We start from the raw sequence: 14,300 nt of genomic DNA, 5'->3' as shown, positions 1-14,300 counted from the left end.
TTCGATGAGCGGGTGTGGACCGCGGGGCGGCGGACCCGTGGCCGACGTCACGGATGAGGGGGAGCCATGAGGACCGAGACAGCGAGGTGACGAGGATGGCTGAGGATCCGAGTCGGGGTCGGCTCGTGACGCGGTTCTGCGGCCAAGTGCCGGTCTCGAGGGAGATGTCATGACGTCGGAGGAGTTCGAGGCCAGGCTTGCCGAGGCCAGGGCCGAGGAGGCGCAGCTGGTCGAGTTGGAGCGGAGGTGGTTCGAGATCGGGGTCAGTGATGACTCCCCGCCGGGGACGGAGACGTCACTGCAAAGGTGGGTTCATCGTCAGCGGGAACAACTGATGCCGTGGGAGACGATCGCGCGGTCCTTGGGGGTGGGGGTGGATGCCGTGAAAGGTCGCTACCTGTATCGCCTGCAGCGGTCTACACGGTCTCCGTTCTCGGATCTCCCGCCATGGTGAGGGGCTGACGCGTGGGGTGGGCTGATGTGGTTCCAGGGTGCCGGGAGATGTTGAACCGTTCGGTGGTGCAGACGGTGCCGTTGGTGGTGTGAGGGGTGGCGCGGGAATGCTGGAAGTGCGCGGCGGTGACGGTGACACCGGTCGTGCTGCACCCGCGGGAGCATCAGGGATGAATTCATCGGTGATGAGGGTCCCGAAAGATGGTGGGTAACGCGGGGGAAGTTGTGCACCCGCTTGGTGCACAAATTTCTCGTCGGGCTCGGCCGCAGCGAAGACGCGCATGAAGTGCAGGTTGGGTGCAGGAGAAGCCGCGCTAGTCGGAGATCACGTCGCGTAGGTTGTGGGCGAGACGGTCGATGATTTTCGCCTCCGGCCGGCTTGGTGCTAGTGGCCCAGGATGTCGCATTCGATGGTGCGGTGGAGGCGCAGGAGCTCGGTGTTGGTGGCGCGGACGGCGCAGTCGCGGGAGGTGGCGATACAGGCTCCAGCTGTCCGAGTAGCTCAGGGAGCCGTCGGGCAGCCCACCGCTGCGCTGGTAGGGGCAGTGTCGTGGCCGAAGTCTGCTAGATCGCTGGAGGCTGCGGAATTGCGGCCGTGCACGGGCTTCATTCCGCCGTCTGGCTTGGACAGCCTCGTGATCAGATAGCTAGCGGGTGGGCCGGCAGCGGGCTTGAGCGGACTGGCCTGGGTAGTAAAGCCCCTAGAAATGACGAAACCCCGCGGGTCATGGGCACTGCGGGATAATGCCGACGATTTCCCCATGGTGGTGTATCTCCACGGAACGCGGGACACACCAGAGCCTCCATGGAAACCGGGGCGGTTCAGAACGCCACGTAGGGCGGCTTCCGAAAGAAAAGCTGCCCTACGTGGCGTTCGATAGACCGGGTGCGATGGACCGTGAAGTAAGGTCTTGTCGGGATCTATGCTTGGATCAGCGGCCCAGCAGAGCGGTAAGCATTGCGTCGTGGACGTAGGTGTTCTCGTAGGTGCCGCTCAGCAGCTGCGAGCCGGGACCGTAGGCGGTCAGTGGCACGTCGACGCCGGTGTGTCCGCTGGTGGTCCAGTCCATGACGAACTCACCGGGGCCACCCAGGACAGGGAAGGGACCGTCTTCGGCGGAGATGCCTTCGGCCTCGCCGGCGCCGGACTCGTCCTCCTCGTCGACGGATTCGACGCTGAGGCCACCGGTCTCGTGGTCGGCGGTGGTGATGACGAGGGTCTCGCCGTCCTGCTCGGCGAAGGTGCGCGCGGCCAGGACCGCCTTGTCGAGCTCGTCGATCGCCTGGATGGTCTTGGCGCCGTTGTTGGAGTGGGCGAACTCGTCCACACCTTCCTCTTCCACGACGAGGAAGAAGCCTTCCTCGTCGTTGGCGAGGGTGTCCAGGGCCTTAGTGGTCATCTGCTGCAGGGAGACGACGGGGTCGTAGATGTCGCCTTCGCCTTCGGGGTTCTGCTGGAACATCTCCTGGTTGGCGAAGAGGCCCAGCAGCTTCTCACCGTCGGCCTGCTGCAGGCTCTCGGCGGAGTTGACGTAGGTGTAGCCGTCGTTCTGGGCCTGCTGCAGCAGGTTGCCGTGCTCGGAGCGGCTGCCCTCTTCGGGGTCTTCGGCGGGGGCGTCGGGGAAGGCGCCGGGGGTGCCCGCCGGCAGCCACCAGTCCTCCCCGCCGCCGAGCAGGACGTCGGGCTGGGAGGAGGTCAGGTACTGCTGAGCGATGAGCGACTGCTGCCCACGGTCGGAGACGTGGGCGGCGAAGGCGGCCGGGGTGGCGTCGGTGATCTGCCCGGTGGTGACCAGCCCGGTGGCCTTGCCCGCGGCGGAAGCGCGCTCGAGGATGGTGGGGACGGCGTTGCCGCGCGCGTCGACGCCGACGGCGCCGTTGAAGGTCTTCACCCCGGTGGCATAGGCGGTGGCACCGGCCGCGGAGTCGGTGATGAAGGCCTCGGGGTCTTCAGGAGAGGTGTGCACCAGGCCGGAGACCGGTAGGGAGTCCATGTACAGGTCACGGTCGAGGCCGGCCAGGGCCAGGCGCCCGGCCTGGCGGGCAGCGGCACCCATGCCGTCACCGACGAAGAGGATCATGTTCTTGGCCTTGGTGCTCTCACCGGCCGGGGTGGTCTCGCCAGCGTTGGCGCTGCTCGACTTCAGCTGAACCTCGGGGGCGAGGTGGGCGCGGGTGTCGGGACGCTGGGCGCTTTCGGCGGCGATGCCGACGCCGGCGGTGGCGGTGGTGACCACGCCGACCACCGCGGCACCGGTCAGGAGGCGGCGGGAGAGGGAGGCACGGGACTGGGAGGTACGGGAGGGGGAACGACGACCAGAACGCACAGGTCCTCCAAGGGACACACTCATCTTCGGGGGCGTGCGCAGCGAATCAGGACCGCCCCCACCTACGGGTGGCGCAGAGGAGAACACCGCGCGGCCACTCGATGGCGTCAGGCCGGTGCTTGTGAGCGCTCTGCTACTGCCTGTGATGTCCACGGGCCCGGCAAGTCACGGCGGCGGGCTCCAGGAAGCCGTGGGGTCGTGAAGCACCGGGCTGGCGAGGTGCCGGTCTCGTGAGGCGCTGGACTCCTGTGGCGTCGGGCTCCGGCGTGCGCTGTTCACCCGAACGGGTGCTTGCGCGCTGATCTGCGCCCTGCGGCTTGAGGTCGCTCCGGTGATGCCAACAAGAAGAGGGACCACCTTGCCGTCAGGCAAGCCGACGGTAAGCACCCTCGACAGGAGAAGTGAGATGGCCGCCAAGAGCACCAGTGACGACACCACGCCCGGCACCAAGAAGAAGAAGATGATCATCGTCGGTGCCCTCGGCGCGGTGCTGCTGCTCGGCGGAGGCGTCGGGGGTACCTACATGCTCGTCAAGCCGGCTGAGGCGGCGGCTACAGAGACGGTCAAGGAGGAGCTGGTCCCCGGCGACGTGACCGCCCTGGACCCGGTCAGTATCAACCTCGCCGACGGGCACTACCTGAAGATCGGGCTGGCCCTGCAGGGCGTCCTCGTCGAAGGCGGAGGCGAAGGCCACGGCTCCGGCGGCCCTGACGGCAGCAAGGCGCTGGACCTGGCCATCGCCGAGTTCGGCGGGCTGTCGATGGCGGACCTCTCCAACGCCAAGCAGCGCCAGCACTACAAGGATGAGCTGCAGGAGAAGATCATTACCGCCTACAAGGAGAAGGACGAGGAGGGTGTGGAGCACGAGACGATCATGGGGATCTACCTCACCGAGTTCGTCATGCAGTGATTCCTCACCCGTAGTCCTCACCAGTAGTCCTCACCAGTAAGCCCTCGCCGGTGCTCTTTCCGCGGCTCCGTGGACTCTGGCCACTCAGCACCATCGCTTTCTAGAGCGCGGCAGGGCCTTAGCCCGCCGCGCTCTAGTGCGTCGGTGAGGGCGGCGACGCATCACGCAGGCGGGGTCCGGCCCAGGAGCGACTGACGCGCGGAGCCCGTGCCTCGTTCATGCGCCCTGGGCTGGCCCGGCGGCGTCTGGAGGTGCTGGATGCATGAGGAAGGACTACGACGCGGCGTCGTAGCAACCTCTACAGTGGGCTCATGCCCTTCCTCGCCGGCCTCAAGCGCCTGCCAGACGCGCCGCCGCGCCCCGGGGGCCGCGCCCGCCGCGTGAGCGGGACCGCGGCCACCCGAGTCGTGGGGTCGGCTGTGGGGGTGCTGGCGGGAGCCGTGGTGGGGCTGGGTGTGCCTGTGCTGCTGGCTGGACCTGCTGCCGCTCACGACCGGCTGGTTTCCTCGATCCCGGCTGAGGGCGCCACGGTGGACGTGGCGCCGGCGACGGTGCAGCTGACCATGTCGGCTGAGCTGGTCTCCCTGGGCGCGCAGGTCCAGGTCAGTGGACCCTCCGGGGTGGTCTCTACCGGGCAGGCGCAAGTGGACGGCACCACCATCACTCAGGCGGTGACCCCCGCCAGCCCCGCCGGAACCTACGAGGTGCAGTGGCGGGTGACCTCCTCCGACGGGCACCCCATCTCGGGCTCCTTCGGCTTCACCGCCACCGCTGCTCCCACGCCTGCTGCAGTGGCCACGTCGACCATGACGCCGCCATCAACATCGCCGACGCCGTCAGCGACGTCGTCATCGACATCGCCGACGTCGCCGGCCGCCTCGCCCACCACTTCAACGTCATCGACTCCGAGCACTGACTCCGTCGCCTCGACGAACTCGGGGACATCGACGGCTCTCCTGCTGGGGGCGGTGGCGCTAGCCCTGGCCGTCATCGCCGGTGTCGTCGTCGCGCTGACCCGCCGGCGCCGACGCAGCTGACGCGTCCCTGCCCTCTGCCACCCGAGGCCTCACGCCAGAAGCCGCTCACCGCCTGAGACTGCGCGCCGCCTGAAACGGCGCGCTGCCTGAGACTGTGCGCTGCCAGAACGCCCGGGGCTGATCGCTGCAAATGCGGGGAGCGATCAGCCCCGGGCGGGACCTGCGTGACGTGGCGTGAAGTGGCGTGGCGCGGCATGGAGTGGCGTGGAGCTGCCCGGGACGGCTCAGTGGTGAGCGCCCGCCTCGTGAGCGGCGTGGGCGGCCGGTTCGAGCTGGAAGGTGGAGTGCTCGATGGCGACCTCGAAGTGCTCAGCCACGCACGCCTGCAGCGCGTCGAGCATCTGCGGGGTGTGGCCGTCGTGGAAGCAGCCGTCGTCGACGACGACGTGCGCGCTGAGCACCGGCAGACCGGAGGTGATCTGGCTGGCGTGCAGGTCGTGCACGTCGCGCACGTGCGGCAACTCCAGCAGGTGCCGGCGTACCGCATCCAGGTCCAGGCCGCGGGGAGTGGCCTCCAGCAACACCTCGATGGTCTCGCGCAGCAGCTTGATCGTGCGCGGCAGGATCAGCGCGCCGATGAGCAGGGAGACGAGCGCATCGGCGCGCAACCAGCCGGTGGTGGCGATGACCACCGCAGCGATCAGGACGGCGACCGAGCCCAGGGCGTCGTTGATCACTTCCAGCAGCGCGGCGCGCATGTTCAGGTTCGAGTTCTGCCCCTTCTGTCCGCCGGTGAGCACCAGGATCGAGGCGGCGTTGCCGAGCAGGCCGACGACACCGAAGACGATCATCGCCGTGGAGGCGACCTCTGGGGGCTGCAGGAGCCGGCGGATGCCCTCGACGATGATGAAGACCCCCACCGCCAGCAGGATCGCGGCTTGCAAGGTGGCGGCCAGGACCTCGGCTCGGCGATAGCCCCAGGTGCGCTGAGGGGTCGCTGGGCGTGCGGCCAGTGAAGCGGCGATCAAGGCGATGGCCAGGCCGGCGGAGTCGGTGAGCATGTGCCCGGCATCAGCCAGCAGCGCCAGCGAACCGGACAACCACGCCCCCACGGCCTCCACGAGCAGGATCGTGACGGTGACGCCCAGCGCGATGCCCAGGCGGCGGCGGTTGCTGGTCAGCGCTCCGTGGTCGTGACCGCCGTGACCGCCGTGACCGCCGTGACCGCCGTGACCGCCACTCCCGCCGTGATCTCCCCGCCCACCGTGATCCCCGTGATCCCCGTGATCTCCGGGACTTCCGGGACTTCCGCCGCTGGGTCCATGTCCGGGGTCATCGCTGTGCTCGTGCCTCACGTGGTCTCCATGATCTCGTAGTGATGATCCGGGCGGCGGCTCGTGCTGCGGCGGCCTTCGCCCCGGGCCCCGTGGTCGTGCCCCGTGCTCCTCATGCGTCCCAGGGCGGGTAGGAAACGGCCGGTGCGGGCGGCGTAGCTGGCGTAGTGCTGCCCGTGCGTGCGCAGGAGGTAGGGCTCCTCGGTACCCCGGACCTGGAGCTGTACCGCCAGCACGAGCAGTGCCACCGCCGCCAGCGACAGCACGGTGGGCACCATCAGCCCCACACCCAGCTGAGCGGTCACCATCGCGGTGAAGACGGGGTTGCGCACCCAGGCGAAGACTCCACTGGTGATCAGCTTCGTGCGTTCATCTTCGTCCACGCCGATGCGCCAGGAGACGCCCATCGCCGCTTGCGCCGCCAGGGTGCCCATCAGACCGGCCACGGCCAGCACGAGACCTGCGACACCTACGGATCTTGCGATCCGGGCGGGTTCGACGGGAGCGGGCAGGACCTCGAGCAGGGCCAGCAGCGCGGCGAGCAGTTGCAGCAGCAAAGCGGTCGCGAAGGCGATGCCGGCCCACCACGACAGCGAGCCGCGTGGCCCGGAGATGCCGTGGAAGCCGGAACTGCCGGTGCGGCGGCGATGCAGCCAGGTCCGCACACCGAAGACCGCGAGCAGGCCCACCAGGTACAGCCCCAGCGCGAGGGCGGTCATCGGTAGCGCTCCTACTTCTCTGGATGCGGGTCCAGGCTCGGGTTCAGGTCCGGGCACACGACGGTGGGGTCGATGGCCAGCACCATCCCGAGCAGGTCGCTCAGTGCGTGGCGCAGGCGTCCATCGGCCAGCTCGTAGCGCACCCGCCGGCCTTCGGGCACGGCCACGACCAGCCCGCACCCGCGCAGGCAGGCCAGGTGGTTGGAGACGAGCTGACGCGAGATCCCCAGCAGCTCAGCCAGCTCGGCCGGGTACCCGGGCGCCTCCTGCAACGCCATCAGCAGGCGACAGCGTGTCGGATCGGAGAGGGCATGACCGAAGCGGGCGAGCACCTCGGCGTGAGTCACGGTGTCCACGACCTAAAGGTACATCGTGCCCTGTATCCAAGGAAGGGTGTATCGACGATCGGTGTGGGTACTCGCAGCGCGCGCAGGGGCGGACCAGGGGCGCGGAGGCAGCCGTTGGCCTGGCACCCCGTCCGTCCGAGCGGTTGGCGTCTCTACCCCGGGGAAACGTCCATCTGTTGCTGGTGCGGTGTTCACTTAGCGACATCGTCGGGGGCGTGGCGCCCGCCATGATGGCCCACAGCGTCCTCACCGGCCGCGCTCACGTCATGTCCCTGCGACTCCTCACGTCCCTGCGACTCCTCACGTCCCTGCGCCCCTCAGGAGCTCTCTCGTGATGTTCACCCCCCTACGCCGTCTGGCCGCCGTCGGCGTCGCCACCTTGGCGGCAGGCGCTTTGAGCGCTGCCGCTTACCCCACCGCCCACCCCACCCTCGGCGCCGGTGCCGGTGCTGTGGGCGTGTCTGCCGCCGAGCGTGGACGCCCCAGCGGGCCGCCGCCGGTGCAGGTGCAGCTGCTCGCCCTGAACGACTTCCACGGCAACCTCGAAGCCCCCACCGGCTCCGGCGGGCGCATCCAGACCGGCGTCAACGCCGACGGCAGCGCCAGCACCGTCGACGCCGGCGGGGTGGAGTACCTCGCCACCCAGCTGCGTCAGCTCGCTGAGCAGCAGAAGAAGCAGAACACCATCACCGTCGCCGCCGGTGACCTCATCGGCGCCTCCCCGCTGCTCTCCGCCGCCTTCCACGACGAGCCGAGCATCGAAGCCCTCGGGCTGGCGGGGCTGGACTACGCCAGCGTCGGCAACCACGAGTTCGACGAAGGCGCGGCCGAGCTGCTGCGCATCCAGAACGGCGGTTGCCACCCCGTCGACGGCTGCGCCGACGGCACCCCCTACGAGGGCGCGGACTTCCAGTACCTCTCCGCCAACGCCTTCGTCACCGAAACGGGGAAGCCGCTGCTGGCCCCCTACGCGGTGAAGAAGGTGCAGGGTGTCAAGGTCGGCTTCATCGGCATGACCCTCGAAGGCACCAAGGACATCGTCAGCCAGCAAGGGGTCGCCGGCCTCGACTTCGCCGACGAGGTCGCCACCGCCAACCGCTACGCGGGCGAGCTGCAGGCTCAGGGCGTGGAGTCCATCGTGGTCCTGCTGCACCAGGGCGGTCAGCAGTCCGGGCCCAACGCGTGGGATGTGAACGGCTGCAACGGTCTGACCGGGCCGATCGTGGACATCGCCGACGGGATGAGCGACGCCATCGACGTCGTCGTCAGCGGACACACCCACCAGGCCTACAACTGCGACATCGACGGCAAGCTCGTCACCTCCGCCAGCTCCGCCGGTCGCCTGGTCACCGACATCGACCTCAGCATCGACCGCCGCAGCGGCGACGTCACCACCGCCGTGGCCAACAACGTCATCGTCACCCGCGACGTGGCCAAGGACGCCACCCAGACCGCCCTGATCGAGCGTTACCGCACCGCGCTGGGCCCCATCGCCACCGCCCAGGTCGGCACCGCAGCGCAGGACCTGACCCGCACCCAGGAGCAGCTGTTCCCCACCGGCACCTCCTCCACCGGCGCCCCGCTGTTCGCTCTGGGCGAATCGCCGCTGGGCAACGTCATCGCCGACGCGCAGCTGGCCGCCACCGACGACGAGGAAGGGGCGGTGGCGGCGTTCATGAACCCCGGCGGGGTCCGCGCCGACCTCGCCGCCGGTCCGGTGACCTACGAGGAGGCGTTCACGGTGCAGCCCTTCGCCAACAACCTCGTCACCCTCGACCTCACCGGCACCCAGATCCAGTGCCTGCTGGAGCAGCAGTTCCAGGTCGGGCGCACCCTCTACCCCTCCGCCTCGGTCGCCTACACCGTCGACACCACCGGCACCACCGCCGCGACCGGGGCTGACCCGTGCACCGGCAGCCGCGTCGTGGACGAGACCGTCACGATCGCCGGGCAGCCCGTCGACGACGCAAGTACCTACCGGGTCACCGTGAACAACTTCCTCGCCGGCGGCGGCGACGGCTTCGGCGTCCTCACCGGCGCCACCAACGCCGTCACCGGCCCCATCGACCTGGATGCCTTCACCGCCTACCTGACCGCCACCTCCCCGGTCAGCGCGCCCGCCCTGGACCGCATCAGCACCCAGAGCTGACCCACCGCCGGCGTGCCGCCGGCTGAACAAGGACTGCTCGCTGCCTCCGGCGCCGCCTATGGGTGCGCACCGGAGGCAGCGGCGTCTCAGCCGGTGTACCGATCGACCCGCTTGGCCGCCGACGCGGGAGATGCCGCCGCCTCCGCCAGACCCGCGGCGACGGGCTTGCCCTCCGCTGTGGGCCCTCGCGGGCCGCCGCCCTAGCAGGCCCGCCGCCCTCGCAGACCGCCGCCGTGGCGGACCGTTCGTATCGGGTGCCGCTGGTGGCGCCGCTGAAGCAGGGGCTGGGCCCATGGCCGGGTCGCGACTCGAAGCTGGCCGTGACCTCGGGGATGCTGGACCTCGTGAGGGATCGCGACTCAGGTGAGGAAGCGGGGGCTGCTGTGGAAGCGGGGGCTGCTGCGGAAGCGGCACTGCACAAGCGGCTCCCCACCCTTGGTGTCTTTGCGGTCCTCAAGGGGACCATCCTGATGATCGCCGCCGTCCTGGTCCTCTCGGTCGTCGTGGAGAGGTTCCTCGTCGGCTCTTTCCACATCCCGTCACAGTCGATGGAGCCTGCTCTGCACATCGGTGATCGCCTCGTGGTCAGCAAGCTGACGCCGGGGCCGTTCGAGCTGGACCGCGGTGACGTCGTCGTCTTCTCCGACCCCGGTGGCTGGCTCAAAGAGAGCGCGGCGCCGCAGCGCGGCCCCGCCAACGCGATGGCCGTGGGGGCGCCGAGCCTGGCCGGGCAGTCGCCGCAGGGATCCACCGCCAACATCGTCAAGCGGGTCATCGGACTGCCAGGCGACCGCGTCGTGTGCTGCGACGCGCAGGACAGGCTCACCGTCAACGGCCGCGCCCTCGACGAGACGGCCTATTTGCCCCGTGGGGTGAAGCCCAGTGAGACAGCTTTCGCTGTGACCGTGCCCAGGGGAGAGTTGTGGGTAATGGGCGACAACCGGATCCGATCCAACGATTCTCGTTACCATCCCAATGCGGTACATGGTGGGTTCGTGCCGGTCGACCTGGTCGTCGGGCGAGCGAGTGCCGTCGTCTGGCCGCTCTCGCACTGGTCGCGGCTGAGCGCTCCTTAGGCCACCCCTTCGTGAGGGGTCTTGACTGCCCCAGTGGTGCATCGAGGACGTCGTAGGCGCGAAGCCAAGGGCTGGCGATGGAGCCACCGCGGCCAGCCATGGCCGCCTCGTCCCTGTGGGTGGGTCGTGCGAGCCCAGGGCGTGATGACGGACCAGGGGCAGGGCTGCTGGGCTGCTGGGCTGCCGCTGAGCGACTGCGGCTGGGCGACGGCTAGCGCCGATGCCGATGCCGGTGCCGGTGCCGGTGTCAGCGAGCCGATGGATCTCATTCGGCATCAGCCGTCCACCGCCTGCCCCCCGCTTCAAGGAGGAGCGCAGAAGTGCCGACTCCTGGTCGGTGAGCTCCTCGCCCCGGTCCTCGACCCGCGCGGCGCGCCGACTGCTCGCCCCCCTGCTCGTGGTGGGCCTGCTCGCCGCTGCCGCGACGCTGCTGCACCAGGCATTCCGCCACTACGACGCGGCGCGGTTGGGGGACGACCTGCTGGCGCTGGGCCCGGGCGTCGTGCTCGCCGCCCTCGGGGCGACGGCGGTCTCCTACCTGGCGATGACCGGCTACGACGCGCTGGCCCTGCGCTACGTCGGGCACTCCCTGCCTTACCGCCGCTACGGGCTCGCCTCGTTCGTCGCCACCGCCTTCGGCAACAACCTGGGCGCTTCCGCGGTGGTGGGGGCGGCGTTGCGGGCGCGGGTCTACTCGGGCTGGCAGGTCCCCGGGTCCGCGATCACCCGGATCATTGGCTTCAACCTCGTCACCCTGGCGCTGGGTGTCGCGGTCCTGGCCGGCGGCGGGATGCTGCGCGACCCGGTCCGGGTGGGCGAGGCGCTGCACCTGCCCGGTGCTGCGGTCCTGGCCCTCGGGTCGCTGCTGTTGGTGTTCGTCGCGGGCTACTTCGTCTGGGCTGGTGTCGGTGGGCGTGCGATTGGATGGCGTGGTCGGCGCATCGACCGCCCTGCTCCCCGCTTGGCGGTGGCCCAGGTCGTGCTGTCGACGTTCGAGTGGTTGAGCATGGCCGCGGCCTTGTACGTCCTGCTGCCTGCCCGGGGGCGGCTCCCGTTCCTGGCCTTCGCTGTCGCCTTTTCGATCGCGACCCTTGCTGGGCTGGTCAGCAATGTGCCCGGCGGGCTGGGGGTCTTCGAGACGGCGCTGGTGGTGCTGATCGGGTCGACGACCTCGCCCGCAGGGCTGGCGGTGGCGCTGGTGGCCTACCGGCTCTGCTACTTCGTGCTGCCGCTGCTCCTGGCGGCGGTGCTCCTCGTCCTGCATGAGGCCCGCCGGGGCGTGGCGTCCCCACCGGCGCCCGCGGCGGCGTCCACGCCCGCGGCGGCGTCCACGCCAGCGCCCGCGGCGGCACCCACCGGCCCGAGGTCCCCGGCCCGCCTCCCTGCCGTCCTCACGCCCTCGGTGCTTGGGCTGGTCGTCGCCGGCGCCGGCGTGTTCATGCTCGTGGTGGGGGACCTGCCGGGCCGGGCACTGGACGTGTCGGCCGTCACCATCAGCCTCGCCGGGTTGGGGGCCCTGCTGATGGCCTGGGGTCTGCACCGGCGCCTGAAGCGGGCGTGGGTGGGCACCCTCGCGTTGCTCGTCGGTGTCACGGGGATCGCCGCCGCCCACGGTGATCTGGTGCTGTCCGCGGTGACCGCCGGGCTCGCCCTGCTCTTGCTGCCGGCGCATCCCGTCTTCCCCCGCGGCACCGTTCTCACCCGCCCGCGGAACCTGGTCTGGCCGGTCACCGCGGCCGTGCTGGTCGGGGTGGCTGTGTGGTGGCAGGAGTTCAGCGGCTCCGACGGGGCGGTGGACGCACCTTTGCTGGTGGCGTCGATCTCCGGCGACACCTCGGGAGCGGACCGGTTGGCGATGGTCGCGGGCGCGGTCGGGGTCGTCATGGGCGGGCGCCGGATCCTCCGAGCGGTGAACCCCGGTCCGCGAGTCCCGTGCGAGGTGGAGATGGCCAAGGTGGCCGGCATCGTCGCGCGCTCCGGGCGCTGCACCTCGCACCTGGCCTTCACCGGCGACAAGCGCTTCCACTTCAGCCCCGCCGGCAGGTCCTTCCTCATGTACCAGGTCGAGGGCCGCAGCTGGGTCGTCATGGGAGACCCCGTCGGGGATCCGGGCGGGGATCAAAGTGACATCCGAGACCTCATCGCCAGCTTCGTCGCCGACGTCGACCGCCACGGCGGCCGGCCGGTCTTCTACAACGTGCTCACCGACCACGCCGACCTGTACCGCGAGCACGGCCTCAGCCTGGCCAAGCTGGGGGAGGAGGCCGTGGTCCCCCTCGATGACTTCACCCTCACCGGCAAGGCCAGGGTGAACCTCCGCAACTGCCGCAACAAGTCCCAGCGTCTGGGTCTGAGCGTCGACTTCGTCGCGCCGGAGGACGTCGCGCCGCTGCTGCCCGCCCTGCGCGAGGTGTCCGACGCCTGGCTCACCCACCGCAACGGCAAGGAGAAGCGGTTCTCCCTGGGCGCCTTCGACGAGGAGTACGTCGCCCGCTTCCCGTTGGCCGTGGTGCGCCACGAGGGCCGGGTCGTCGCCTTCGCGACCCTGTGGACCGACGGCGAGGGGCGCGAGGTGCAGGTCGACCTCATGCGCCGCCTGCCCGACGGGCCGCGCACCGTGATGACCTACCTGTTCGTCGAGTGCATCCTGTGGGCCAGGGAGAACGGCTTCGCGTCGTTCAGCCTGGGGGTGGCGCCGCTGGCGGGGCTGCGGGGCGACGCCCGGCCCTCCGCCTGGGACCGGATGGGGCACCTGCTGTGGACCCACGGCGAGCGCTTCTACAACTTCAAGGGCCTGCGCGCGTTCAAGCAGGGCTTTCAGCCCCGGTGGCGGACCTGCTACGTCGCCGCCCCCGGCGGCCTGGCCCTACCAAAGGCCATGGTGGACGTGGCGACGCTGGTCGGGGGTGGGATCCGCGGGGTCGTCCGCGGCTGACACCGAGGGATCGGCACCGGACCAAATCCTCACGTGGATGGACAGGTAGCCAGGACTCCCACACGGCGAGCACGCGCGAGCACGCTGTCTGCGAGGTCGACAGGGCGTACACACCATGCGGCATCGGCGAGCGTGCCTCGCTGTGGGCGAGCACCGGATCCAGCGCATGGGCCCTTGCGGTGCTGCTGCGGGTCATTAGTCGAGGACAGAGGGCGATGGGACGAATCGGTTAGACGCTCGTTGCCCCGGCTCGGCCGCCAGGGACTCACCATCGCGGTGCCGCTCTTCGCCCGAGTGGGGGAGCGTAGGTCGCGGGGCAGCTCACCCCGGCAGTCGGACGCCAATCGGTTGGCCATCGGGTCGGCAGCCAGGATCTGGTGGTGTCCCAGAAGCGCTCATCCTCTGTGCACTGGTTGTAGATCATCATTGCGCAGGATCTAATGGCCCCGTCGTGTTACTCCACCGCCGATGCGCTTGGGGTCTGGCGAAGACTTGGGACGCACCACCATCAAGGCGGCGTGGCCCGCTGGGAATGAACCCTCCTGAAAACGACCATGCGCAGGATGACGGCAAGGAGATGGGTCAGTCGTGTCCACCCCGATCCGCCGCCCCACCAGGCAGCGTCTAGCCGTCTTCGCCGTTCTAGAGGAGGCCGACGCCTTCCTCCTGGCGCAAGACCTGCACGCCCGGCTGCGTTCACGCGGTGAACGCATCGGCCGAGCTACCGTCTACCGCGCCTTGCAGGTCCTCGTCGAGAACGGGGACGTCGACATGCTTCGCACCGACGATGGCAGTGGGGTGATGTACCGCCGGTGCAGCAGCAGCCATCACCACCACCTGGTCTGTCGTCGCTGCGCCAAGACGGTGGAAATCGAAGGCTCCGCTGTCGAGACCTGGGCCAAGCAAGTAGGTGCGGAGCACGGTTTCACCGCGGTCCAACACGTCGTCGAGGTCTTCGGCGTCTGTGCCCAGTGCAGTCAGCTCCCCGAATAAAGCTGGAAGAGTTTGAGGCATGCTGAAGGAACTGACCAGCAGTTGGTGCTCATGGTGATGTCACTGTCTGAGTGAGACGG

11 protein-coding genes are annotated in these 14,300 nt (G+C 69.6%); 6 read left to right on the top strand and 5 right to left on the bottom strand.

What is annotated here, in order from left to right:
* Nucleotides 1-1,385: 1,385 nt before the first annotated feature.
* Nucleotides 1,386-2,780: an alkaline phosphatase gene (locus KRAD_RS22915; RefSeq protein ID WP_012002016.1), complete on the bottom strand. Its 1,395-nt coding sequence runs from the start codon at nucleotides 2,778-2,780 to the stop codon at nucleotides 1,386-1,388.
* 406 nt (nucleotides 2,781-3,186) lie between these two features.
* On the opposite strand from KRAD_RS22915, the gene KRAD_RS22910 reads away from it, so the two are divergent.
* Entirely contained in the window at nucleotides 3,187-3,690 is a 504-nt protein-coding gene (locus tag KRAD_RS22910) for a flagellar basal body-associated FliL family protein (RefSeq protein ID WP_041293772.1), read from the top strand.
* A 311-nt stretch (nucleotides 3,691-4,001) separates the two neighbouring features.
* Nucleotides 4,002-4,727 (top strand): copper resistance CopC family protein, encoded by a 726-nt coding sequence (locus tag KRAD_RS25415; RefSeq protein ID WP_012002018.1) that lies wholly within the window; start codon nucleotides 4,002-4,004, stop codon nucleotides 4,725-4,727.
* Between the two features lie 224 nt (nucleotides 4,728-4,951).
* Here KRAD_RS25415 and KRAD_RS22900 read toward each other — a convergent pair whose 3' ends face one another.
* The 4 genes from KRAD_RS22900 to KRAD_RS22890 are packed head-to-tail and all read right to left on the bottom strand — an operon-like array spanning nucleotide 4,952 to nucleotide 7,076.
* Nucleotides 4,952-5,848 carry a cation diffusion facilitator family transporter gene (locus KRAD_RS22900; RefSeq protein ID WP_041293819.1) on the bottom strand — a complete coding sequence of 299 codons (897 nt, stop codon included), beginning with the start codon at nucleotides 5,846-5,848 and terminating at the stop codon, nucleotides 4,952-4,954.
* Nucleotides 5,845-6,003, bottom strand: coding sequence for a hypothetical protein (locus KRAD_RS26450; protein ID WP_162145162.1), 159 nt, complete (start codon nucleotides 6,001-6,003; stop codon nucleotides 5,845-5,847). The genes KRAD_RS22900 and KRAD_RS26450 overlap by 4 nt, the downstream gene beginning before the upstream one ends.
* 15 nt (nucleotides 6,004-6,018) lie before the next feature.
* Nucleotides 6,019-6,720: a methyltransferase family protein gene (locus KRAD_RS22895; protein ID WP_012002020.1), complete on the bottom strand. Its 702-nt coding sequence runs from the start codon at nucleotides 6,718-6,720 to the stop codon at nucleotides 6,019-6,021.
* An 11-nt stretch (nucleotides 6,721-6,731) separates the two neighbouring features.
* Nucleotides 6,732-7,076: an ArsR/SmtB family transcription factor gene (locus KRAD_RS22890; protein WP_041293770.1), complete on the bottom strand. Its 345-nt coding sequence runs from the start codon at nucleotides 7,074-7,076 to the stop codon at nucleotides 6,732-6,734.
* A 325-nt stretch (nucleotides 7,077-7,401) separates the two neighbouring features.
* On the opposite strand from KRAD_RS22890, the gene KRAD_RS22885 reads away from it, so the two are divergent.
* The 4 genes from KRAD_RS22885 to KRAD_RS22870 all read left to right on the top strand — a co-directional run bounded on the left by KRAD_RS22885 (nucleotide 7,402) and on the right by KRAD_RS22870 (nucleotide 14,220).
* Nucleotides 7,402-9,216, top strand: a complete 1,815-nt coding sequence (locus tag KRAD_RS22885; protein WP_012002022.1) for a bifunctional metallophosphatase/5'-nucleotidase — start codon at nucleotides 7,402-7,404, stop codon at nucleotides 9,214-9,216.
* Between the two features lie 233 nt (nucleotides 9,217-9,449).
* On the top strand, nucleotides 9,450-10,292 hold the full coding sequence (gene lepB, locus KRAD_RS22880) for a signal peptidase I (RefSeq protein ID WP_157874008.1): 843 nt from the start codon (nucleotides 9,450-9,452) through the stop codon (nucleotides 10,290-10,292).
* A gap of 337 nt (nucleotides 10,293-10,629) precedes the next feature.
* A complete protein-coding gene (mprF, locus tag KRAD_RS25410; protein WP_157874007.1) occupies nucleotides 10,630-13,227 on the top strand; it encodes a bifunctional lysylphosphatidylglycerol flippase/synthetase MprF in 2,598 nt (865 codons plus the stop codon).
* Between the two features lie 588 nt (nucleotides 13,228-13,815).
* A complete protein-coding gene (locus KRAD_RS22870; protein WP_012002025.1) occupies nucleotides 13,816-14,220 on the top strand; it encodes a Fur family transcriptional regulator in 405 nt (134 codons plus the stop codon).
* Nucleotides 14,221-14,300 lie beyond the last annotated feature (80 nt).

Source organism: Kineococcus radiotolerans SRS30216 = ATCC BAA-149 (genome assembly GCF_000017305.1).
Taxonomy (GTDB): Bacteria; Actinomycetota; Actinomycetes; order Actinomycetales; family Kineococcaceae; genus Kineococcus; species Kineococcus radiotolerans.
This window is presented reverse-complemented; position numbering and strand designations above follow the sequence as displayed.